A 22,314-nucleotide genomic window follows, 5' to 3' on the forward strand; every position below is an offset into this window, starting at 1 on the left:
GCGCCAGAACGACCACCGCATTCACATGGGAGAAGCAAAATGAATGTCATCAAAAACACCACCGCCGACTTGCAGGAAATGGATCGGGCGCATTTCATGCATCCATCCACCCATATGCGCCAGCACGCCGCCGGGGAAACCCCGAACCGCATAATCAATGGCGGCAAGGGCATCTATATCCATGACACCGAAGGCAAAGAAACCCTTGATGCCTTTGCCGGTCTTTATTGCGTGAATATCGGTTATGGCCGCACCGAAGTCGCCGATGCGATTTACGCCCAGGCCAAGGAACTGGCCTACTACCACACCTATGTCGGACACAGTAACGAACCGATCATTCGTCTGTCGGACCGCATTGTCAAAAGCGCCCCAGAAGGCATGCAGCGCGTCTATTACGGCATGTCGGGTTCGGATGCGAACGAAACCAACATCAAGCTGATCTGGTACTACAACAATATCCGCGGCCTGCCGCAGAAGAAAAAGATCATCTCGCGCTGGCGCGGCTATCATGGTTCCGGGATCATGACCGGCAGCCTGACCGGTCTTGCGGCCTTCCACAATGCGTTTGACCTTCCGCGGGCACCAGTTTTGCACACCACCTGCCCGCACCATTACTGGAACGCCGAGGCCGGCGAAACCGAGGCCGAATTTGCCAAACGTTGTGCCGATGATCTTGAAAAAATGATCCTGCGCGAAGGTCCGGAAACGGTGGCCGCCTTTATCGGCGAACCGGTCATGGGCACGGGCGGCATCATCACCCCGCCAGAAGGTTACTGGGATGCCATTCAGGCGGTTCTGAACAAATATGACGTTCTTCTGGTTGCCGACGAGGTTGTCACCGCGTTTGGTCGTACCGGGTCCTATTTCGGGTCCCAGCATTACGGGATGAAACCCGACCTGATCACGATTGCCAAAGGTGTATCATCGGGCTATCTGCCGCTTTCGGGTGTGATTATCGGTGAACGCGTCTGGAAGGTCCTGGAACAGGGATCCGATCAGATGGGCCCGATCGGCCATGGCTGGACCTATTCCGCCCATCCGGTATGTGCGGCGGCTGCCAATGCCAACCTTGATATTGTCGATGGTGAAAACCTGACGGGCAATGCGGCCGAGACCGGTGGCTATTTCCAGCATCTGCTGCGTGAAACCTTCAAGGATCATCCGCTGGTGGGCGAAGCCCGCGGTGTTGGCCTGATGGCGGCCCTGGAATTTGTTGCCGACAAAACCAAAAAGGAACGTTTCGATCCAAACGCAAAAATCGGCCCGCGTGTGTCAGCCGCCTGTCTTGAACGCGGCATGATTGCACGCGCAATGCCGCACGGTGACATCCTTGGCTTTGCCCCGCCGCTTTGCATCACCAAGGCAGAAATCGACAAGGTCGTCGATATCGCCAAACAGGCGGTCGATGCCGTTGCTGACGAAGTCGCCGCGGGTAAATAATCCGGCGGAACATAATCCCCGCCGCGTCAAACCTTCTTCCCGACGCGGTGCACGAACAGGGGCCGGGCCCATGACCGGCCCCTGTTTTAATTTTTGTCATTGATGGTCACGGCACCGCTGATCCAGGGATTTGGATTACTGACAAACCGTTTCAAACTTGCCAGACGCCCCTTTTTTTGACGACACAGCGCAACTGCCGGTCACACTGCCGGATGCATTGATGATTTGAAGTTTGATTTCGGCATTGCCGCCATTGTCCGCCGGCCACCAGATCGAACCGGCACTGTCAGAACCCGACAGGTTCAGATAAGGCGCAGCATTGCTGTTGGTCACCCCTGAAACGACAGTGCTGTTTGCGGAATTGCTAAGCGCATCACGCACAGTCACCGCCGCAGAATCAGGCGACTTTTCCGACCATTCAGCCGGCGACACGGGCACACCATTGGGGTTGAGGACCTCTGCCTTGGGCGAGGTTACGAATGTTCCAAGCGCCATCAACGCAAACATCAGCACCGGAAAAATAGCATCACGGGCACATTGAAGCAGGTTGAATATATTCACGGCCAGTTCCTTTCACGTCAGTTTCAACACCACAGACCGGTTATCGGAATGGGCACGTATTAGACGGCTGACCCCCGTTATTGTGAGGTTTGCAACATCGTCCGCCCCGCCCGTCAGCACATCGATCAAGCACCCGCGCATCGAAAACAGACCGGGCATCCGCGATGCATACGTCATTTGCGGCACAGGTTTGAAATGCACGCCAAGATATCAACCATTAAAAAATACAACTTTTGGTATTAAATCTCAAAATACAAAAAACCCCGCAGCAAGGTGCTGCGGGGTTTTGTCAGATCACCGTTGAAGACGGCGAGACGTTATTACATCTCGGTGCCGAATTCCTTGCGAAGTGAGTCCAGAACTTCTTTGGTGTCGCCACCGACTTCCTCGACCAGGCTTGCGCCAATGCCTTTGGAAGCGTCTTTGAACGCTGCGCGCTGTGCATCGTCAAGACGGATCACCTGGATGTCCGGCTTGGCTTTCTTGATGCGATCAAGTGCTGCGTCGTTGGCTTTTTTCTGGGCTTCATAGATGAAGTCGTCGAGTTCGGATTTCACCTCTGCCAGCATTGCCTTGCGCTCGTCAGACAGACCTGCATAGAAGTCGGCATTCGAGACCACCGTGGTGGTGTATTGCTGCTGACCGGCATAAATCAGATAGTCGGTAACTTCATAGAACTTGGCACTTTCGATGAAGAAGATCGGGTTGACCTGTGCGTCGATCACGCTGGTCTGCAGGCCCGAATAAACTTCACCCCACGGCAGTGCGACCGGATCGGAACCGAACGATTTATAGGTCTCGATCAGGATCGGCGAGGTCATGACGCGGAATTTCACACCGTCGAAATCAGCCGGTTTCTTGACTTCTTTCTTGGTGGTCCAGACCATTTCGCCTTCCGGGTACATGGTATAAAGCTTAAGCCCCTTGGACTCGAAATCCTTCGAAAGACCTTCATAAATGGTCGGGCTGCTCGACAGGACCTTTTTGTTCACATCGTTGTCCTGCGACAACAGATACGGAACACCAAAGACCTGGATTTCCGGAACAAAGGTACCAAGGTGACCCGGTGACGCGTTCGAGAACTGAACAGCACCTGCCGCCGTCAATTCGGTAATGTCGTTTTCCGTGCCGAGCTGACCATAGGTGTAAATGGTAACCGTCACATCGCCATTGGTCTTTTCTTCAACAAGGCGTTTGAATTCCTTGGCATAAAGATCCTGAACATCACCCGGGCTTTCCTCGTGGGCGAATTTCCATTCTTCGGCATGGACGGCGGTCCCGGCTACTGCGAACAGGGCGGCAGCAGACAGGGTTGCCTTGAAGAGTTTGTTCAAACTCATATCGAAGTCTCCCTTATTGTTACGCGCAACGACCGAGTTTTGACCCGGATTCAGGGGCGTTTGGTTGGCACATCAATGTCATGAACGCGCAAAGTGTTGAAATGTTCCTGCATCAGGTCAATGCTAGTTTTGTTTCATGACAAAATAACATTGACGTCTACACATTAACCCGCAGCTCATGTTAGGGTTCGACAAAACAACGAGGGTGGAAATCGAACAATGTGGCTGCCAGACATCAATCTCAGCGGCGAAACAGGTCCGAAATACAAGGCACTGGTCGAAGCAATCATCACCGATATCGAGTCGGGCAGATTGCGCCACGACGTTCGCATGCCAACCCATCGCGAACTGGCCTATCGCCTGAAAGTCAGCGTGCAAACCGTCAGTGCGGCCTATAAGGAAGTCGAACGTCAGGGCTATCTCAGATCCGAACGCCGCCGCGGCACCTTTGTCCAGGCGCGCCTGACCGACCGGGCATCGACCTTCATCCTCGACAGTCGGCAACCCGACCTGATCGACCTGTCAATCGTACGCGCCGCCTATAGCGATTTTCACAATGATCTGTCGCGGCAGATCAATACCCGCCTGTCCGAAGAACCCCATCACAGCTGGATGGAAAGCTGCCGTCCGGTCGCCGGGTTTGAATATCACCGTGACATCGGCCGCACCTGGCTTGCCGGACATGGCGTTGATGTTGCCATCCCCAATCTTTTGATCACCAATGGCGCAGCACAGGGGGTTTTCACTGCCCTTGCCACGGTTGTTCAGCCCGACGACGTGGTCCTGACCGAAAGCCTGACCGACCATGGGGTCATCGGAACTGCGAGTATTCTGCGCTTTAAACTCGGCGCCCTGCCGACCGATGACGAAGGCATCCTGCCCGATGCCTTTGAACGCGAATGCCGCAACCGGCAGATCCGCGCCCTTGTCGTCACCCCGATTTTCACCAACCCGACCAACTGCCTGATGGGGCTGGAACGGCGCAAGAAGATCGCTGAAATCGCCGAACATTACGGTGTGTATGTCATTGAAGATGACGTTTATCGCCCGCTTCTTGAACAAAACCTGCCCCCGATCACAAGCTTTTTGCCCAAGCTCGGCTTTCATGTTTCAAGCCTGACCAAGATCGTCATGCCGGGCCTGCGCACCGGTTTCCTGACCGTTCCCCAGCACTTGTCGATTCGCGCCAGCAGCGTGTTGCGCGTCACCGGCTGGATGGGGACTCCGATGATGGCAGAGATCGGCGCACGCTGGATTGTCGATGGTACGGTCGAACAGGCTGTCACCGTGCAACGCGCCCTGATGCGCGAACGCCAGGCCCTTGTCGCCGATATTCTGGGCAGTGCGGTCGTGCGCCATCACCCGACATCCCTGAGCGCGTGGGTCCGTATTCCCGCCCATTGGCAGGAAGAATGGTTTGCCTCCGAACTGCGTAAAAACGGCATTGCGGTTACGATTTCCGACCCCTTCATGACCGTAAAGGTCCCCCGCCCCAATGCCATTCGCATCTGCCTTGGCGGAGCCCCCGACACCCCGACATTGCATCACGGGCTGATGCAAATCCGCCATACCATGGAACAGATGCCCGGCGTTCATGCCTTCGACGTTATGTATTGATTTTTGTGCCATGACAAAAATCTGATTGAACCGTCACAAAGCGTTTTTATTCTGACCAGACCGGCGCGAAGCGAACGGCAATACTGTGTGGGAGGGAACCATTCACCGCACATCACGTTCTGCAACAATGTCTCGCACGCGCATCAAGGAGGTCGTATGTCAGGTTCAAACGGGGAGACCCCCGCCCCGAGTGGTGGGGTGTTGGGCATTCTGAAACGTCTTGATGACGGGTTATCCGTGATCGAACGTCAGCTTCTGGGGTGGAGCATCGTGATCATGGCGGTCAATACCGTCGCCAACGTGATCATGCGCCTTGTCTTCAGTTCGAGCATCTTCTTTTCCGAAGAACTCAATCAGTTTCTGATCATTCTTGTCACATTCGTCGGCATCAGCGAGGCCGCCCGCATGGGGCGCCATATTCGCATGTCCGCCTTTACCGACATGCTCGGCCCGACGACCAGCAAGATCATGATGATCATCATCACCACCGGGACGGCCTGCCTTCTGTTTCTTCTGGCCTGGTATTCCGTCGATTATGTGATGTCCCTGATCAAGTCGAACCGCCTGACCCCGGCCTTGCGCATACCGTATTACTTCACCGTCCTCTGGGTTCCGTTCGGTCTGACCGTTACCGGCATCCAGTTCCTGTTTGCCGCTGCAACGAACATCTTCAAACCGGGGACCCATCTGTCCTATCGGGTCGAAGACACGTTCGAAGCCGAAGATCATCACCTGTAAGGAGGACGGAAAAATGGATCTTGGAACCTCAATCCTTCTGGTGATGCTGGTCCTGCTGGTACTTGGCTTCCCGATGATGGTACCGCTGGCAACCGCCAGTGTTGTGGCATTTGCCTTTTACATGCCGATCCCGGAACGCATCCTGATTCAGCAAATGGTTACCGGCATTTCGCCCGTGGCCCTGATCGCCGTGCCGATGTTTATCTTTGCCGCCGATATCGTGACAAAGGGCCATACCGCCAACCGGCTGATTGACCTTGCCATGACATTTGTCGGTCATGTGCGTGGCGGTCTTGCAGTGACCACCGCCCTTGGCTGTACGCTGTTTGGCGCGGTATCGGGCTCGACCCAGGCAACCGTTGTTGCCATGGGGGGACCGCTGCGTCCCAAGATGCTCAAGGCCGGCTACGAAGACAAATTCGCCATGGCCCTGATCATCAATGCCAGTGACATTGCCTTTTTGATCCCGCCATCAATCGGCATGATCGTGTTTGGCGTGGTTGGCAAGGTTTCGATTGGCGAGCTGTTCCTCGCGGGGATTGGTCCGGGCATTCTGATCCTGATCATGTTCTCGCTTTACTGCATGTATTACGCTAAAAAGAACAATATCCCGACCATCCCGCGCATGACCTGGGCGGAACGCGGACGGGCCGTGATCAATGCCGGTCCGGCGATCATGTTCCCGGTTCTGATTGTCGGGGGCATCTATCTGGGTTGGGTCAGCCCGACCGAGGTCGCAGCCGTTGCCGTGGTTTATGCAATCATTCTTGAAGTTCTGATCTTCAAATCGGTCAAATGGTCCGAATTGCTTGAAATTGCGCGCTCCACCGGCCTGATTACCGCAGTTGTGTTTATTCTGGTTGGCGCTGGAACGACATTCTCGTTTGTCATTTCCTTTGCCCAGATCCCGCAGCATGTCATTGGTGCGCTGGGTCTTGAAGGTGCCAACCCCTACATCATTCTGGCCGCCATCTGCATCGCGTTCTTTATCGGCTGCATGTTTGTCGACCCGATTGTCGTCATTCTGGTTCTGACACCGATCTTCATGCCGCTGGTCAATCAGGCCGGTCTTGATCCGGTTCTGGTCGGCACACTGGTCACGCTTCAGGTCGCGATCGGATCGGCAACACCACCATTCGGGTGCGATATCTTTACGGCCATCGCGATCTTCAGGCGACCCTATGCCGAGGTCATTCGCGGGACGCCACCGTTCATTTTCATGCTGCTGCTGGCAGCGGTGATTCTGATTTTCGTTCCGCAGATCGCGTTGTTCCTGCCTGAACTGGCATTCCGTTAACCGACACCAGTCTGGCAGAAACCGGGCACTGTCCCGGAAACAAATTCGACAGCATGTGAAACCCGGGGCGGTCCCGATCAAAACACAAAGACCGCCCCATCCATGGAGTTCAGGACGATGTCCGTATCCCCAGCGGTCACGCCAGAGCCGGTAGACCTGCCCTATTTTCCTGATCCGGTCGGACCGGCGGGCAAGATCGGGCTGATCACACTGGCGACTGACTTCAATAGCGAGGATGACCTGCGCGGCATCCTGCCGGCCGATATTCGTCTGTTCACCACCCGGATTGAAAATGCCAATCCGGTCACGGTCGAAAACCTGCGTGCGATGGCCGATGACCTGCCACGCGCGGCCCGCACCTTGCTGCCCGGATACGGGGTGGATGTTGCGATATTTGGCTGTACGTCGGGCACGGCTGTCACCGGTTCGGAACGGATCGCATCCCTGATCCATCAGGGGATGCCCGGTGTAAAGGTCACCAACCCGCTTCTTGCCGGTGAATTGGCCCTGCGCGCGGTAAAGGCGCAAAAAATTGCCATCCTGACCCCCTATGTTGCCGACGTTACCCGCTCGGTCGCCGACGGCTTTGCCGCACAGGGTTTCGAGGCCACCCGTCTGATGGGATTTGGGCTTGATAGCGATCAGGACATGACCGCACTGCCCCCGGGCATTCTGCTTGAAGCAGCCCTTAAGGCCGACACACCCGATGCAGATGCAGTTTTCATTTCCTGCACGGCCATTCGGTCGGCCGAAATCGCCGCCGAGGCTGAAAAGAAGCTCGGCAAGCCGGTGATCACCAGCAATCAGGCCCTGATCTGGCATGCGCTGCATCTGCTTGGTTATGACAAACCGGTCACGGGGTTCGGAACCCTGTTTGACCATGCCCCACAACCCGAAGAATAAGTCGAGGTCGCCATGAAAGACCCCATCACATTTGCTGATGTTCTTTCTGCCCGCAAAACCATTGCGGGTCATGTGATCCATACGCCATTGCGCCCCTCTACCGCCCTGTCCGAGCGTGTCGGGAGCCCCGTCTGGCTGAAATGCGAACACCAACAATATACCGGAAGCTTCAAGCTGCGCGGTGCTGCCAACGCTGTCTTGCGCCTCAGCGATGATCAGAAGGCCAAAGGCGTGGTCGGCGTTTCGACCGGCAATTACGGTCGTGCCCTTGCCTATGCCGCGCGCAATGCCGGGGTGCGGCCGGTCATCTGCATGTCCGAACTGGTGCCAAAGAACAAGGTCGACGGCATTCGCGCCCAAGGGGCCGAAGTCCGCATTACCGGACAGTCCCAGGACGAAGCCCAGCTTGAAGTCGACCGTCTGGTCAAGGAAGACGGCATGACCATGCTGCCGCCCTTTGATCATGCCGACATCATTGCCGGTCAGGGCACACTTGGACTTGAAGTCATCGAAGCCCTTCCGGATGTCGATACCCTTCTGGTGCCGTTGTCTGGCGGCGGGCTTCTGGCCGGGGTTGCGCTGGTGGCGAAATCGATCAATCCGGCCATCCGGGTGGTCGGCATTTCGATGGAACGCGGCTGCGCAATGATCACAAGCCTTCAGGAAGGCAAACCAACCGCTGTTCGGGAATTGCCGACATTGGCCGACAGTCTTGGTGGCGGCATTGGCGAAAACAACCAGTACACATTCGATATGTGCGCCGATCTGACCGATGACTTTGTTCTGGTCAACGAAGCCCAGATCGCAGACGGCATTCGTGCGGCCTATCACGATGATCAACAGGTGATCGAAGGATCAGGCGCCGTTGGCATCGCCGCCCTGCGCGCCGGTCTGGTGGATAACCCCGGACGGACGGTTGTCCTGACCACGGGCTGCAACATCGATATGGAATTGCACAAACGCATTGCCGGCGGCGAAGACGTCGACCTGATGGCGGAGTAACCGATATGCCCAAAATCAGAATTCTGACCGAAAGCGATCTTCGCAACGTCATCGATCTTGATCGTGATGCGATCAAATGCGTTGAAGATGCCTTTGACGCACTGGCGACCAAGGATGTGCGCATGCCGCCGATCCTGCGCCTTGATATCGAAGAGCATAATGGCGAGGTCGATGTCAAAACCGCCTATGTGCCGGGACTTGACAGCTTTGCCATCAAGATCAGCCCGGGCTTCTTTGACAATCCCAAACTGGGCCTGCCGTCGGTCAATGGCATGATGAACCTGTTTTCATCAAAAACCGGCATGCTTGAGGCCGTCCTGCTTGATAACGGCTATCTGACCGATGTGAGAACAGCAGCAGCGGGCGGCGTTGCCGCGAACCATCTTGCGCGCAAGGATGCCAAACATGCCGCCATCTTTGGGGCCGGTGTGCAGGCCCGCCTGCAACTCAAGGCGCTGACACTGGTGCGCGATATCACCTCTGCCACCATTTGGGCCCGTGACATCGCCAAGGCCGAAGCATGTGCCAAAAAGGCGTCGCTTGAACTGGGCATCCCGGTATCGGCCACCGATGATGGCAAGGAGGCCGCATCGAACGCCGATATCATCGTCACCACAACCCCGGCCCGTGAACCGGTCTTGATGGCCGACTGGATTGCACCGGGCACCCATGTCACGGCCATGGGATCGGATGCCGAACATAAAAACGAAGTTGATCCGGCCCTGATCGGCAGGGCGGATCTTTATGTCTGCGACAGTCAGGCACAGACCAGCATCCTTGGCGAACTTCATCACGCCTTGGCTGCCGGGATTGTTGCCCCTGATGCCGCATTCCCCGAACTCGGTCAGATCATCGCCAAATCGGCAACCGGCAGGACATCTGCCGCGCAGATTACGGTCTGTGACCTGACCGGAACCGGTGTCCAGGACACCGCAATCGCCACCCTCGCCCGTCAACGCTGCGACTTGGTCGCTGCTGGCGTCGAGATTTCGTCTTAATAACACAAGGACAATGGGTCAGGAAAAACTGAAACCCGCCTTTTTTGGAGGCCTGCGATGAGCCAGGTTGAATTGAATTTCACGCGCGAGGAATATGCCGAGCGTCTGGAGAAAACCAAAAACGCCATGGTGGAAAGGGGCATCGATCTTTTGATCGTCACCGATCCGTCAAACATGGCCTGGCTGACCGGCTATGACGGCTGGTCCTTTTATGTCCATCAATGTGTGCTTGTCCCGATCGAAGATGATCCGATCTGGTTCGGGCGATCCCAGGATGCCAACGGGGCAAAGCGCACGGTCTATATGACCCATGATCGCATCATCCCCTATGCCGATTACTATGTGCAATCGACGACCCATCACCCGATGGATTACCTGTCCGAGGTCATCGAACATCGCGGCTGGGCAAGTCGCCGTATCGGCGTGGAAATGGATAACTACTATTTCTCGGCCAAGGCGTTCCTTCAACTCCAGACCCATCTGCCCAATGCCAAGTTTTCCGATGCCACCGCACTGGTAAACTGGCAGCGCGCGGTAAAATCCGAGACCGAAATTTTTTATATGCGTCAGGCTGCCCGCATTGTTGAAAACATGCATGAACGCATTTTCGAAATTGTCGAACCGGGCATGCGCAAGAACGAACTGGTTGCCGAAATCTTTCGTACCGGGATTGCCGGGATTGACGGCATTGGCGGTGATTATCCGGCGATCGTGCCGTTGCTGCCATCCGGGCAGGATGCCAGTGCGCCGCATCTGACCTGGGATGAAAAACCCATCCCCGGCGATGCCGGAACCTTTTTCGAGATCGCGGGCTGCTACAAACGCTATCACGCGCCCTTGTCACGCACGATCTTCCTTGGCGACCCGGATCAACGGTTCCTTGATGCCGAAAGTGCCCTGATCGAAGGCCTTCAGGCCGGGCTCGAAGCCGCCAAACCAGGAAATGTTTGCGAAGACATCGCCCTTGCCTTCTTTGGGGTGCTTCAGAAATTCGGCATCGAAAAAGACAGCCGCTGTGGCTATCCGATCGGGCTGTCCTATCCGCCGGACTGGGGCGAACGCACCATGAGCCTGCGTCCCGGTGATCGCACGGTCCTTGAACCGGGCATGACATTCCACTTCATGCCGGGTCTCTGGTTTGATGACTGGGGGATCGAGATCACCGAAAGCATGATGATCACGGAAACCGGCAGCAAAACACTGACCAGCTATCCGCGTCAGCTGTTTGTAAAGAACTAAGCCAAAAGCCGCACCGGGCCGCGCCATCGACTTACGATGCGGGGCCCGGTTGCCCGATATCAAAGCCCGTACAAGACGGTCGCAAGACCAAGGACACGACCATGACAAAACCATCCCCCATCAGCCCGACGATCCCCCTTGATCAGGATGGCGTGCATCACGGTTTTTTAAAACTGCCCTATTCGCGCGACGATTCCGCCTGGGGCGCTGTGATGATCCCGATTACCGTTATCCAGAACGGCGATGGCCCGACCGCCCTTTTGACCGGCGGCAACCATGGTGACGAATATGAAGGGCTGGTTTCGCTGTTCAAACTGGCAGGATCGCTTCAACCATCCGACATTACCGGTCGCGTCATTATCCTGCCGGCCATGAATTATCCGGCCTTTCGCAATGCATCGCGCACGTCGCCCATTGATGCCGGCAACCTCAATCGCAGCTTCCCGGGCAAACCCGACGGAACCGTGACCCAGAAGATCGCCGATTACGTTTTCCGCCGTCTGGTGCCGATGGCCGATATCGTTCTCGATATCCATTCCGGCGGCAAGACACTTGATTTCATTCCGTTTGCAGCCGCCCACGTCCTGCCTGACAAGGAACAGGAAGCCCGGTGTGTTGCCGCGATGAAGGCATTTGGCGCCCCCTATGCCATGATGATGCTTGAACTTGATGCGGTTGGCATGTTTGACACTGTGGTCGAGGAAGCCGGTAAAACCTTTGTCACCACTGAACTCGGTGGGGGTGGTTCAACCACGGCTGAACGGGTGGCGATTGCCGATCGCGGGGTGCGTAATCTTCTGATCCATGCCGGGATCATGACCGGTGACATTGAACCGGCCCCGTCGGGGACCACCATGCTCGATATGCCCGATGATAGCTGCTTTGTCGCATCCGAGGCCACCGGGCTTTTCGAACCCTGTGTCGATCTGGGTGCAATGGTCAAAAAGGGCGATCTGATCGCGCGCATTTATGATGTTGAACGCACCGGCACGCCCCCGCGCGAATATCACGCGGCCCGTGACGGCATTCTGTCATGTCGCCATTTCCCGGGACTTATCAAGACTGGCGACTGCCTGGCTGTGATTGCAAAGGTACTCTGACATGATCAGGCTGGATGAGCTGGATCTGAAAATCCTTAAAACCCTGCAACGCGAAGGGCGCATCACCAAGGTCAAACTGGCCGAGGCGGTGAACCTTTCGCCCAGCCCGTGCTGGGAACGTTTGAAACGCCTTGAAGATCTTGGCGTTATTTCGGGGTATCACGCCCATCTCAACCTTGAAAAGCTGGTCAAACCGACACTGGTGATGACCGAAGTCACCCTGCGTCATCATCAGCATGCCGATTTCGAAATTTTCGAAAAGGCCGTGCAGGACATCCCCGAAATCATCGAATGCTATGCACTTGGTGGCGGGGTTGATTACATGCTCAAGGTGCTTTGTCATGATGTTGATGCCTATCAACGTCTGATCGACCGGTTGCTGGTGTCCGATATCGGGATTGACCGGTATTTCACCTATATTGTGACCAAAAAGGTCAAAACCACCGCCATCATCCCGGTCGAAAACCTGGTCGAGCCACCCGAACGGCGATAAATGCGTGAATATTCCTGGTTATGGGCGTTTGAAACGTCTTAACAGTCAGGGATTATGATATCGCGGGCAATCCCCAACCGGATTGCCCGCATACACGCATTTGGCAGGATAAACCGATGAAAGAAGTAATCGACAGCTGGCAACTCTGGGCCGGGCTTGCGGCCTGTTTTGCCGCATTAACAGCAATCTTCGCCAAGGTCGGGGTGGCCAATATCAATTCCGATTTCGCAACCTTTGTTCGTACCATCATCATATTGATCATGGTTTGGGTGATCATGCTGACCAAGGGGGCCTGGGAAAATCCGGCCACCATATCGGCAAAAACCTGGTATTTCCTGATCCTGTCTGGACTGGCTACCGGTGCATCCTGGCTGTGTTATTTCCGCGCTCTTAAAATCGGCGAAGCCGCCAAGGTGGCCCCGATTGACAAGCTCAGCGTCGTGCTGGTTGCGGTGTTTGGCGCGATCTTCCTGGGTGAAAAACTGACCATGGTCAGCTGGCTGGGTGTCGCCATGATCGGTAGTGGTGCCGCCCTGATCGCTTGGCGGGGATAGCGTCCCTGCCCCAAACCAAAAAGCTCCAACCACAAAGCCCTATCCACAAAAAGAGAGGCAGGAACATCTCCCTGCCTCGTCAGTTTGCTCACATCTATCTGTGATCTTCAGGGTATTGGTATTCCCTGAACAAATCAGTGTTTGTCTTCGGAATGGCCCATGGCGACACGCCAGATGTCCCAACCGGCAAGCCCGATACAGATCGAAACCATGATGGCAAGATCCCAGCGCGGCACATAGGCCACCAGAATGCCGACAAACCCGACCAGAATGACAAACGCCAACAGCGCCATAACACGATTTAAAAGACCGCTTTGCATTACGCGTCCTCCTGATTTTTGAGGAATTTTTTCAACCAGTTTGCCGTGCGCATCAAACGCGCATCATCGCCAACCCGGCCAACAAGCTGAATGCCCATCGGCATGCCGTTCTGTGACCATAACAGCGGAATGGTAACCACCGGGGTGCCACAAAACGTCCAGAGCCCGTTAAAGATCGGATTACCGGTTGTCTGAAGATTTTTCGGTGCCGGTCCTGTTGCCGCCGGCGTGATGATCACGTCACACCGGTTAAAGACTTCCTCAAGCCCGGCATTAAGCACCGTGCGCCAGTCAAGTGCCGCAAGATAATCGCGCGCCTTGATGTCATTGCCCTTGTCGATCGCCTCAAAGATTTCGGGCGACAATTGTGCGCGACCGCGCTTTTCATAGTCGTAGTAATCCTTGGCCATTTCGGCAAAGTTGATGCGTGCGCGCAACGCATTGGCATCATCAAACGCCTTTGGCAGCGGGGCCTCGAAACATTGATCCCCCAGCATCCCGGTGATTTCCTGAAATGCCATGACGGTTTCTTCGTCTGCAACTTCTTCAAATTGCGGCGGACGAACAAACGCAAACATCGGGGTCACCAGCGGATCGCTTTTTGCGATTTCAAGCAATCTTGGTGCCGGGCTTGGCGTCGTTGCAGGATCCTTTGGATCATAGCCAAACAGGCTTTCGGCCACCAGCGCCGCACCATTGACCGAATTGGAAAACACCCCAATCGTATCAAGGGTCGGGCTTTGGCTTAGAACGCCGGTCCGGGCAATGGCCCCGAAGGTCGGCTTGAACCCGACGACACCGCAAAACGATGCCGGACGGATCACCGATCCACCGGTTTGGGTTCCCACGGCAAGCGGCACCATGGCCGCGGCAACTGCGGCGGCCGACCCGGCAGATGACCCGCCCGGGGTATGTTCCGGGTTATGGGGGTTGCGGGTTTTTGACGGATGCATAAAGGCAAGTTCGGTCGAAACCGTTTTGCCCATAATGATCGCACCGGCTGCCTTAAGGCGCGAAACCAGCACGGCATCTTCTTCGGGCACGCGTCCCTCATCAAGAACCGTGCCGTTTGACGTCGGGATTTTAGCCGTATCAATCACATCCTTGAGACCGACCGGAAGCCCGTGCAACGGTCCGATCGGTGCACCGGATTGCCGCCGGATATCAAGCGCCCGCGCCTGGGCAAGGGCATGATCCCCATCCAGCCACGCCCAGGCCTGAACCTGGGGTTCGACCTCGGCGATGCGGGCAAGACAGGCCTCGACATATTCGACTGCACGGACCGCCCCGCTGGCAAGGCGGTCGCGCAGTTCAATAACATCTAGTGTCAGTAACGGGTTGATTTCAGTCATCTGAATGCCCCCGTTACCGTGCGCCATAGAACAGGTCAGGCAGATGGAACACGATCTGCGGGAACGCGTACATCAGAACCATGCTGACAATAACCATGAACAGGAACGGCATGATGCCCTTGAAGATATCGGTCAACAGGATGCCGCTTGGCGCAACCCCCTTCAGATAATAGGCCGACATCGCCATTGGCGGGGTCAGGAAGGATGTCTGAAGGTTCAGGGCAACAAGAATACCAAAGAACAGCGGATCGATATCAAACAGCGGCAGCAGCGGCAGGAAGATCGGTACGAAGATGATGATGATCTCCGACCATTCCAGCGGCCAGCCAAGCAGGAAGATGATCAGCTGTGCCAGCAGCAGGAACTGAAGCGGGGTCAGGTCCAGTCCACCGACAAATTCCGCAATCACATGTTCGCCGCCAAGATAGGAGAACACAGACGAGAAAGTGTAGGAGCCGACAAACAGCCAGCACACCATCGCCGATGTCCGCACCGTCAGATAAACCGACTCACGCAGGCGATCAAAGGTCAGCGCACGATAGGCCGCGGCAAGGATCATCCCGCCCAGTGCACCGATCGATGCTGCTTCGGTCGGGGTTGCCAGACCAAACAGGATCGAGCCCAGAACCGCCAGAATAAGAAACGCCAGCGGGAAGAACGAGGTCGCCAGCATCCACAGAACCTGCGGCAACGGAACTTCCGGGATTTCATCGCTGGTCGGACGCGGTGCGGCTTTGGGCTGCAACATTGCACGGCCCATCACATACAGCAGATACAAACCGACAAGGGTCAGACCCGGCAACAGCGCACCGGCATAAAGGCGCACGATCGACACACCCGATGCGGCGGCATAAACAATCAGCATGATCGAAGGCGGGATCAGAATGCCAAGCGTACCACCGGCACAAATAATGCCCGCAGCAAAGCTTTTGTCATAGCGTGCCTTGAGCATCGCGGGCAGTGCCAGCATCCCCATAAGGGTCACAACCGCACCGACAATACCGGTGGCCGTTGCAAACAATGCACAGGTGATCAGGGCTGCAACACCGAGTGACCCGGGGATATTGCGGGCCGCGATATTCAGGGTGGAGAACAACCGGTTGACGATATTGGCGCGCTCAACGATATAGCCCATGAACAGGAACAGCGGTACTGCGGTCAGCACCTCGTTGGACATCACCGTGTATGTCTGGTTGATAAACAGGTCGAATATTCGGTTATTGAACGCCCCCTCAAACCAGGTCAGCGCAGAGGTAAGGGTATCGCTGTCTTCGGCAAGCCGGTTAAAGGCCCGCCACATACGACCGGCATCAAAATAGGCGTAGTAGCCAAATCCGATCCCCAGCGCCATCAGGGTAAAGGCAACCGGGAAACCCAGAAATACCAGTATAATAAAGATGCCCAACATCATAAGGGCGACATGTGCGTCAATCACTTTGGAAGCTCCGTTCGGGGGCGTGTCTTGCGCGTGTATGACAAAGGCTGATCATCATCAGTCTTCTTTGGTCACACGCTGTTTGATCAGCAGTTCTTCGGTTTCTTCAACATCATCCTCTGCATTGCGCCAGTACCCTTCACGGATACACAGAATGCAGCGCATCACCTGTGCGATACCCTGAATGAAAAGAAGAATTCCGGCCGCGACCATCACCGCCTTGAATTGGAAAATCGGAACACCCGCCGGGCTGTTCACACTGACTTCGCCATATCCCCACGACCGGATGGCATATTTGCTGCCAACCAGAATGAGCGCCGTCACCCCGGGGAAGAAGAAGAAGATATAAAGCACCAGGTCGACCATGGCCTGTGTTTTGGGTTTCCAGAGACGATACAGGAAATCCCCACGGACATGTCCGCCGCGTGACAGGGTATAAGCCCCACCCATCATAAAGAGCGTGCCATACATGATGAATGAAACATCAAGTGACCAGGTCGTCGGCGCGTTAAAAATATATCGCGCAGCAACCTCATAGCTCATGCCCAGTGTCATCAAAATGATCAGCCAGCCAAAAGCCTTGCCAAACCAGCCCGAAAGCTTGTCCGCGAATTCAATAAATCCAATCATGAAACCCTGTCCGTTAGCATTGACCGCCCCGCCTGATGCACGGGCACCAGACGGGGCAGTCAGATTCATCGCAACACTGAACAACCGTTAATGGTTGATCAGAGTTTCAGCTTGCCCGGGAAGTAGTGATTATAAGCAAGCTGATAATCAGGCGAGTTCATCAGTTCATAATAGGTTACACGCTCGACCCAGGCGCGCTGGCTGTCGAGAACCTTTTTCATGAACGGATCTTCTTCAAGCGTCGGGATCAGTTTGTCCCACGCATCAAGCTGTGCACTCAGGATTTCCTTGGACGTACGATGTACTTCAACACCTTCGGCCTGCAGTTTCTGCAAGTCAGAGGAATAGTTGTCCATCGCAAGTGCGGTGTTCGAGGTCGAAGCTGCTTCAACCGCGTGACGCAGGATCGCCTGCAGATCCGGTTCCAGATCTTCCATCAGCGACTTGTTGAACAGGAATTCAAAGCTTTCGGAAGCCTGATGGTACGAAGACAGATAGTAGTTCTTCGCAACGTCCTGTGCGCCGAAACGCATATCCGAAGACGGGTTGTTGAATTCGAACGCGTCAATCACGCCACGTTCCATTGCCGGTACGATCTCGCCGCCCGGAAGCTGTGCAACAGACATGCCCATCGACTGCAGAAGGTCTGCTGCCAGACCGACAGTACGGTATTTGAAGCCCTGGATGTCGGCAACGGAGTTCACCTGGCCCTTGAACCAGCCGAACGGCTGTGCAGGCATCGGGAAACCAAGAAGACCGACAATATCAAGACCCATCACGTCCTGAATCAGTTCGCGATAGAATTCTTCACCGCCACCGGCATAGAACCAGCTCAGCATGGTGGTTGCAGAACCGCCAAAGACCGGACCGGTACCGAACAGCGATGCTGCCTTGTTCTTGCCGTACCAGTAAACCGGCACGGAATGGGCGATGTCGATCACGCCATCATTGACACCGTCCAGAACCTGGAAGGCTGCGACAACCGCACCAGCCGGCAGAAGGTCGATTTTAAGACGACCACCCGACATTGCTTCTACGCGGTCAACATATTGCTGGGCAAACGTCATCCAGATATCGGACGACGGCCAGGAAGTCTGCATTTTCAGCACCATCGGTGCCGGCTGCGCATGAACTGCCGGTGCGGCAAACAGCCCTGATGCTGCTGCACCGCCGGCAACCACCCCGGTCGCACCTTTGGTAAGGAACGAACGACGGGATACTTCCTTGGACTTCACGTCTTCAGACTTGGTCTTCATATCCATTATTTCCTCCCAGATTTACCGTCTTTGACCAACAACCATTGCCGGAAAAAGAACGATAACTGTCAGCCTTCAAAAGCCCCTGACTTCAGTATTGAAGATCGTAGATCATGCGCTTATCCCGTTTCGGGACCTGAAAAACGGCACGCATTTTGTTATTATTAGAATTACGAACTAACTGAATTACGACGGTTTTCCCGTCTTGTTATGCCACCCGGTCACCCGGTTCACGGCCTGCAAAATAGGCATCAAGATTATCAAGTGCGCGAAAGCCCATCGCATCGCGCGTTTCTTCGGTGGCGGAGCCTATATGTGGCAACAGAAACACGTTTTTCAACGCGCTAATTCGTTGATTTCCACCGGGTTCGTTCCGAAAAACGTCCAGACCGGCAGCAAACAACTTACCACTTTCAAGCGCATCCACCAATGCGTCCTCATCGACAAGATTACCACGTGCGGTATTGACCAGAATGGCCCGGTCCGGCAGCCAGCCGATCGTCTCGGTATTGATGATGCCGGTCGTCTCGGGCGTTGACGGACAATGCAATGACAACACATCGGAATTGGCAAACAGGCCTTCAATCGTGTCGTGATAAATTGCCCCCTTTGCCAGATGTTCGGAAACCGGCTGACGATTGTGGTAATGAACAGTCATTCCAAAACCGCGCGCACGTTCGGCGGCAACCTGACCGACACGGCCCATGCCAAGCACACCGAAACGCTTGCCGGTCACCTGACGCCCGACCATAAAGGCCGGCGACCAGAAATCCCAGTTGCCGGCACGGATCATGGCGTCACCCTCGGCCCCGCGACGCGCGGCACCAAGCATGCACAACATGGCGATTTCGGCCGTGGCATCGGACAATACGTCCGGCGTATTGGTCACAACGATGCCGGCCGTCTTGGCAGCCGCCAGATCAACATGATCAACCCCGACCGAATGGTTGGCGATGATTTTGAGACGATCGGGCAATGCCGCAATCACATCGGCAGAAAAATGTTCGGAATGACACGGCAAAACCGCGTCAACCTGCTGACATTTTTCAATAAGCTCATCCCGGGTAAATACCCGGTCTTCGGCATTGGTAAGCACCTGATAGTCGCGCGCCGCGCGTGCCTGTACGGCATCGCGAAGACGTCGGGTAATCAGAAGCTTTGGTTTCTCGGGCATGCGGACGCTCCCGGTTTTCCCTGATAGGTAGATTTATTTATTATGCTTCAAGGAAACACCTATACGAAAAAACCATCAATAGGCGATCAACCAACCGGTAACTCTTTTTCACTTCGTGGAAAACCATCAGGTTGACGCCCATCGCGCCGCATATGCGTAAATTTAACTATCACATTGATTTTAATATATTAAATACCGATTTCAGGTTCCTGTACGGCCAATGTTGCAGCCATCGAAATCCGGACCTCTTCCACCATCCAGAAGTATAAAATCAACGGATCCCTGATCGGGAATCGTTACATCAACATTGGTCATTTACCGCACTGCAAGACTCTGATTCGCGGGAAATCGTTGCCAAAATTGACCAATAAAAAAGCCGCTGCCAGATGGCAGCGGCTATATGCCGACATGGCTGTCGGTCGGGAAGAATCCGTTTCAAGGATGTCCTGACATGGTTTGGCGATCCCCAGAAACACCAAGCGATGTCAATAAATATGAGACATCCTCACATTTTGACCCAAACGGCCCCGTCCCGCCCGGACCGCACGACGGCCTCGACAAATTTCATGCCCTTAAGGCCTTCGACCACACCGGGCACCAGAAGCGCGCCGTCATCGGGCTTGGTTCCGTTGATATGGGCAGTCAGTTGATCGGCAAAATCGGTGTAAAGGTTGGCAAAGCCCTCAAGATAGCCCTCCGGATGTCCCGGCGGAACACGTACGCCACGAAGCCCCTCGGCACCGATCCCCGCACCACCGCGGGTCATCAGTTCCGGGCGACCATCAAGGGGACGGAAATGCAATTGATTGGGATGTTCCTGGGCCCATTCGATGCCGCCCTTGTCCCCGTAAACACGAAGACGCAGACCATTTTCATGTCCGACCGCAATCTGGCTTGCCCATAACATGCCGCGCGCACCATTGGCATAGCGCAACAGGATTTGCACATTGTCATCAAGTTTGCGCCCCGGAACAATCGCATCGACATCGGCACAAAGCTCGCTGATCTCAAGCCCGGTGACGAACTCGGCAAGGTTATGGGCATGGGTTCCGATATCGCCAAGCGCACCGCCCATGCCGGCCTTGGCCGGATCGGCGCGCCAATGGGCCTGTTTGTTGTCGGTATCTTCAACCCGGGTCGCCATCCAGCCTTGCGGATATTCGACCTGCACCAGACGAATATCGCCAAGCTTGCCATCCGCCACCATTTTGCGGGCCTCGCGGACCATCGGATAGGCGGTGTAATTATGGGTCAGGGCAAACAGAAGCCCGGTTTCCTTGACCTTGGCCGCGATCTTTTCGGCTTCTTCCACTGTCAGGCAAAGCGGCTTGTCACAGATCACGTGAATTCCGGCATCAAGCATCGCCATGGTGATGGGAAAATGCAGATGGTTCGGCGTGACAATCGCACAGACATCAATGCCGTCCTCGCGGGCGGCCTCGGCCTTTGCCATGGTTTCAAAACTGTCATAGCTGCGATCGGCGGCAATGAACAGTTCGGCTGCGGACGCCGCCGCCACATCGGGCTTGGATGACAATGCACCGGCAACCAGTTCATAACGATCATCAAGACGGGCGGCGATGCGATGGACCGCACCGATAAAAGCCCCCTGACCACCGCCAACCATGCCAAGGCGGATGCGACGACCGGGATTGGAAGAATTGCTCATGTCTGTCTCCAGATGTCGTTGACTGTTTTCGAACCGCGAAAGTCTTTTACGACGGCCTATCCAAGGCCAAGGATGCGGCGATTGGCCGCCTCGTCGGTGCCGCCATCGGCAAAATCGTCAAAGGCCTTTTCGGTTACACGAATGATGTGATTCTTGATGAATTCGGCCCCTTCGCGGGCACCGTCTTCGGGATGTTTAAGGGCGCATTCCCATTCCAGCACGGCCCAGCCATCAAAATCAATGGCCGCCAATTTCGAGAAGATCGCACCGAAATCGACCTGTCCGTCGCCAAGCGACCTGAACCGGCCTGCCCGCCCGACCCAGCTTTGATACCCGGAATAGACACCCTGGCGTCCGGTCGGATTAAACTCGGCATCCTTGACGTGGAACATGCGGATACGATCAGCGTAAATATCGATAAAATCAAGATAATCAAGCTGCTGCAACACAAAGTGGCTTGGATCATAAAGGATGTTGGCACGCGGATGGTTCCTGACGCGTTCAAGGAACATCTCGAATGTCACCCCATCAAACAAATCCTCGCCAGGATGAATTTCATAGCAGATATCAACCCCGGCATCCTCGGCGGCATCAAGGATCGGGCTCCAGCGTCTGGCAAGTTCATCAAATGCGGTTTCGATCAGACCGGCCGGGCGTTGCGGCCACGGATAAACATAGGGCCAGGCCAGCGCGCCCGAGAATGTCGCATGGGCCGAAATACCCATATGGTTTGATGCCTTGATCGCGGCCTTGACCTGATTGACGGCCCATTCCTGACGGGCCTTTGGATTGCCGCGGACTTCGGGTGCGGCAAACCCGTCAAACATTTCATCATAAGCCGGATGAACGGCAACAAGCTGTCCCTGCAAATGGGTGGAAAGTTCGGTCAGCGCGACACCATGCTGGCCAAGAATTCCGGTGATTTCGTCGCAGTAATCCTTGCTTGATGCGGCCTTTTCAACATCAAACAGGCGCTTGTCCCAACTGGGAATTTGCACCCCCTTATATCCAAGCGACGCAGCCCAGCGACCAATGGAATCAAGGCTATCGAACGGGGCTTCATCGCCTGCAAACTGTGCAAGAAAGATTGCCGGTCCCTTAAGTGTTTTCATTGCTGGCCTCTTTAACTGCGTCCTGACGGGATATCGGGGAAAGATGGATGTGTCGGGCGGACAGCCGCCCGACACGCAAGTGTG

At 55.5% G+C, this 22,314-nt stretch carries 21 protein-coding genes; 11 read left to right on the plus strand and 10 right to left on the minus strand.

The annotated features are described in order from the left end of the window. The first annotated feature begins 39 nt into the window (after positions 1-39). Positions 40-1,440: an aspartate aminotransferase family protein gene (locus tag WA429_RS07690; protein WP_068516929.1), complete on the plus strand. Its 1,401-nt coding sequence runs from the start codon at positions 40-42 to the stop codon at positions 1,438-1,440. A gap of 135 nt (positions 1,441-1,575) precedes the next feature. On the opposite strand, the gene WA429_RS07695 is transcribed toward WA429_RS07690, so the two are convergent. Both WA429_RS07695 and WA429_RS07700 read right to left on the minus strand, forming a co-directional pair. Next, positions 1,576-2,001 (minus strand): hypothetical protein, encoded by a 426-nt coding sequence (locus tag WA429_RS07695; RefSeq protein ID WP_287465486.1) that lies wholly within the window; start codon positions 1,999-2,001, stop codon positions 1,576-1,578. Positions 2,002-2,321: 320 nt separating this feature from the next. Next, a complete protein-coding gene (locus WA429_RS07700) occupies positions 2,322-3,341 on the minus strand; it encodes a TRAP transporter substrate-binding protein (RefSeq protein ID WP_068516931.1) in 1,020 nt (339 codons plus the stop codon). 219 nt (positions 3,342-3,560) lie between these two features. On the opposite strand from WA429_RS07700, the gene ehuR reads away from it, so the two are divergent. The 10 genes from ehuR (at position 3,561) to WA429_RS07750 (ending at position 13,282) form a co-directional block, all read left to right on the plus strand. Beyond that, entirely contained in the window at positions 3,561-4,958 is a 1,398-nt protein-coding gene (gene ehuR, locus WA429_RS07705) for a MocR-like ectoine utilization transcription factor EhuR (protein WP_287465484.1), read from the plus strand. Positions 4,959-5,114: 156 nt separating this feature from the next. Further along, positions 5,115-5,696 carry a TRAP transporter small permease gene (locus WA429_RS07710; protein WP_228194436.1) on the plus strand — a complete coding sequence of 194 codons (582 nt, stop codon included), beginning with the start codon at positions 5,115-5,117 and terminating at the stop codon, positions 5,694-5,696. Positions 5,697-5,709: 13 nt separating this feature from the next. Further along, positions 5,710-6,993: a TRAP transporter large permease gene (locus WA429_RS07715; protein ID WP_068516934.1), complete on the plus strand. Its 1,284-nt coding sequence runs from the start codon at positions 5,710-5,712 to the stop codon at positions 6,991-6,993. 117 nt (positions 6,994-7,110) lie between these two features. Continuing rightward, a complete protein-coding gene (locus WA429_RS07720; protein ID WP_250284913.1) occupies positions 7,111-7,896 on the plus strand; it encodes a maleate cis-trans isomerase family protein in 786 nt (261 codons plus the stop codon). A gap of 12 nt (positions 7,897-7,908) precedes the next feature. Continuing rightward, positions 7,909-8,898, plus strand: a complete 990-nt coding sequence (gene eutB / locus WA429_RS07725; protein WP_287465481.1) for a hydroxyectoine utilization dehydratase EutB — start codon at positions 7,909-7,911, stop codon at positions 8,896-8,898. Positions 8,899-8,903: 5 nt separating this feature from the next. Beyond that, entirely contained in the window at positions 8,904-9,896 is a 993-nt protein-coding gene (locus tag WA429_RS07730; RefSeq protein ID WP_287465479.1) for a cyclodeaminase, read from the plus strand. 57 nt (positions 9,897-9,953) lie between these two features. Continuing rightward, a complete protein-coding gene (gene doeA, locus WA429_RS07735) occupies positions 9,954-11,135 on the plus strand; it encodes an ectoine hydrolase DoeA (protein WP_068516937.1) in 1,182 nt (393 codons plus the stop codon). Between the two features lie 101 nt (positions 11,136-11,236). Further along, positions 11,237-12,235 carry a N(2)-acetyl-L-2,4-diaminobutanoate deacetylase DoeB gene (doeB, locus tag WA429_RS07740; protein WP_287465478.1) on the plus strand — a complete coding sequence of 333 codons (999 nt, stop codon included), beginning with the start codon at positions 11,237-11,239 and terminating at the stop codon, positions 12,233-12,235. A 1-nt stretch (position 12,236) separates the two neighbouring features. Further along, a complete protein-coding gene (locus WA429_RS07745; RefSeq protein WP_068516939.1) occupies positions 12,237-12,728 on the plus strand; it encodes an Lrp/AsnC family transcriptional regulator in 492 nt (163 codons plus the stop codon). A gap of 116 nt (positions 12,729-12,844) precedes the next feature. Then, positions 12,845-13,282 carry an EamA family transporter gene (locus WA429_RS07750; RefSeq protein WP_068516940.1) on the plus strand — a complete coding sequence of 146 codons (438 nt, stop codon included), beginning with the start codon at positions 12,845-12,847 and terminating at the stop codon, positions 13,280-13,282. 134 nt (positions 13,283-13,416) lie between these two features. Here WA429_RS07750 and WA429_RS07755 read toward each other — a convergent pair whose 3' ends face one another. From WA429_RS07755 to WA429_RS07790, 8 genes are all read right to left on the minus strand, one after another. Continuing rightward, positions 13,417-13,602, minus strand: a complete 186-nt coding sequence (locus WA429_RS07755) for a hypothetical protein (protein ID WP_068516941.1) — start codon at positions 13,600-13,602, stop codon at positions 13,417-13,419. After that, positions 13,602-14,954, minus strand: a complete 1,353-nt coding sequence (locus WA429_RS07760) for an amidase (protein WP_287465477.1) — start codon at positions 14,952-14,954, stop codon at positions 13,602-13,604. Before WA429_RS07760 ends, WA429_RS07755 begins: the two co-directional genes overlap by 1 nt. A 13-nt stretch (positions 14,955-14,967) precedes the next feature. Further along, positions 14,968-16,389: a TRAP transporter large permease gene (locus WA429_RS07765; protein WP_114113022.1), complete on the minus strand. Its 1,422-nt coding sequence runs from the start codon at positions 16,387-16,389 to the stop codon at positions 14,968-14,970. A gap of 57 nt (positions 16,390-16,446) precedes the next feature. Beyond that, entirely contained in the window at positions 16,447-17,019 is a 573-nt protein-coding gene (locus tag WA429_RS07770) for a TRAP transporter small permease subunit (RefSeq protein WP_068517014.1), read from the minus strand. Positions 17,020-17,117: 98 nt separating this feature from the next. Next, on the minus strand, positions 17,118-18,275 hold the full coding sequence (locus tag WA429_RS07775; RefSeq protein WP_068517015.1) for a TRAP transporter substrate-binding protein: 1,158 nt from the start codon (positions 18,273-18,275) through the stop codon (positions 17,118-17,120). Between the two features lie 208 nt (positions 18,276-18,483). Beyond that, positions 18,484-19,449: a 2-hydroxyacid dehydrogenase gene (locus tag WA429_RS07780; protein ID WP_287465474.1), complete on the minus strand. Its 966-nt coding sequence runs from the start codon at positions 19,447-19,449 to the stop codon at positions 18,484-18,486. Between the two features lie 505 nt (positions 19,450-19,954). Further along, complete coding sequence (locus tag WA429_RS07785) at positions 19,955-21,118, minus strand: Gfo/Idh/MocA family protein (RefSeq protein WP_206928124.1); 1,164 nt, start codon at positions 21,116-21,118, stop codon at positions 19,955-19,957. 56 nt (positions 21,119-21,174) lie between these two features. Next, positions 21,175-22,230 carry a sugar phosphate isomerase/epimerase family protein gene (locus WA429_RS07790; RefSeq protein ID WP_101247097.1) on the minus strand — a complete coding sequence of 352 codons (1,056 nt, stop codon included), beginning with the start codon at positions 22,228-22,230 and terminating at the stop codon, positions 21,175-21,177. Positions 22,231-22,314: the final 84 nt, after the last annotated feature.

This window comes from Thalassospira sp. CH_XMU1420-2, assembly GCF_037029325.1.
GTDB lineage: Bacteria > Pseudomonadota > Alphaproteobacteria > Rhodospirillales > Thalassospiraceae > Thalassospira > Thalassospira povalilytica.

What these genes read in the sequence shown, in the direction of transcription:
- WA429_RS07760 (WP_287465477.1), bottom strand. Translation starts at nt 14,954, where the DNA reads ATGACTGAAATCAACCCGTTACTGACACTAGATGTTATTGAACTGCGC.
- ehuR (WP_287465484.1), top strand. Translation starts at nt 3,561, where the DNA reads ATGTGGCTGCCAGACATCAATCTCAGCGGCGAAACAGGTCCGAAATAC.
- WA429_RS07775 (WP_068517015.1), bottom strand. Translation starts at nt 18,275, where the DNA reads ATGAAGACCAAGTCTGAAGACGTGAAGTCCAAGGAAGTATCCCGTCGT.
- WA429_RS07770 (WP_068517014.1), bottom strand. Translation starts at nt 17,019, where the DNA reads ATGATTGGATTTATTGAATTCGCGGACAAGCTTTCGGGCTGGTTTGGC.
- eutB (WP_287465481.1), top strand. Translation starts at nt 7,909, where the DNA reads ATGAAAGACCCCATCACATTTGCTGATGTTCTTTCTGCCCGCAAAACC.
- WA429_RS07755 (WP_068516941.1), bottom strand. Translation starts at nt 13,602, where the DNA reads ATGCAAAGCGGTCTTTTAAATCGTGTTATGGCGCTGTTGGCGTTTGTC.
- WA429_RS07715 (WP_068516934.1), top strand. Translation starts at nt 5,710, where the DNA reads ATGGATCTTGGAACCTCAATCCTTCTGGTGATGCTGGTCCTGCTGGTA.
- doeA (WP_068516937.1), top strand. Translation starts at nt 9,954, where the DNA reads ATGAGCCAGGTTGAATTGAATTTCACGCGCGAGGAATATGCCGAGCGT.
- WA429_RS07710 (WP_228194436.1), top strand. Translation starts at nt 5,115, where the DNA reads ATGTCAGGTTCAAACGGGGAGACCCCCGCCCCGAGTGGTGGGGTGTTG.
- WA429_RS07745 (WP_068516939.1), top strand. Translation starts at nt 12,237, where the DNA reads ATGATCAGGCTGGATGAGCTGGATCTGAAAATCCTTAAAACCCTGCAA.
- WA429_RS07780 (WP_287465474.1), bottom strand. Translation starts at nt 19,449, where the DNA reads ATGCCCGAGAAACCAAAGCTTCTGATTACCCGACGTCTTCGCGATGCC.
- doeB (WP_287465478.1), top strand. Translation starts at nt 11,237, where the DNA reads ATGACAAAACCATCCCCCATCAGCCCGACGATCCCCCTTGATCAGGAT.
- WA429_RS07720 (WP_250284913.1), top strand. Translation starts at nt 7,111, where the DNA reads ATGTCCGTATCCCCAGCGGTCACGCCAGAGCCGGTAGACCTGCCCTAT.
- WA429_RS07700 (WP_068516931.1), bottom strand. Translation starts at nt 3,341, where the DNA reads ATGAGTTTGAACAAACTCTTCAAGGCAACCCTGTCTGCTGCCGCCCTG.
- WA429_RS07790 (WP_101247097.1), bottom strand. Translation starts at nt 22,230, where the DNA reads ATGAAAACACTTAAGGGACCGGCAATCTTTCTTGCACAGTTTGCAGGC.
- WA429_RS07690 (WP_068516929.1), top strand. Translation starts at nt 40, where the DNA reads ATGAATGTCATCAAAAACACCACCGCCGACTTGCAGGAAATGGATCGG.
- WA429_RS07730 (WP_287465479.1), top strand. Translation starts at nt 8,904, where the DNA reads ATGCCCAAAATCAGAATTCTGACCGAAAGCGATCTTCGCAACGTCATC.
- WA429_RS07785 (WP_206928124.1), bottom strand. Translation starts at nt 21,118, where the DNA reads ATGAGCAATTCTTCCAATCCCGGTCGTCGCATCCGCCTTGGCATGGTT.
- WA429_RS07750 (WP_068516940.1), top strand. Translation starts at nt 12,845, where the DNA reads ATGAAAGAAGTAATCGACAGCTGGCAACTCTGGGCCGGGCTTGCGGCC.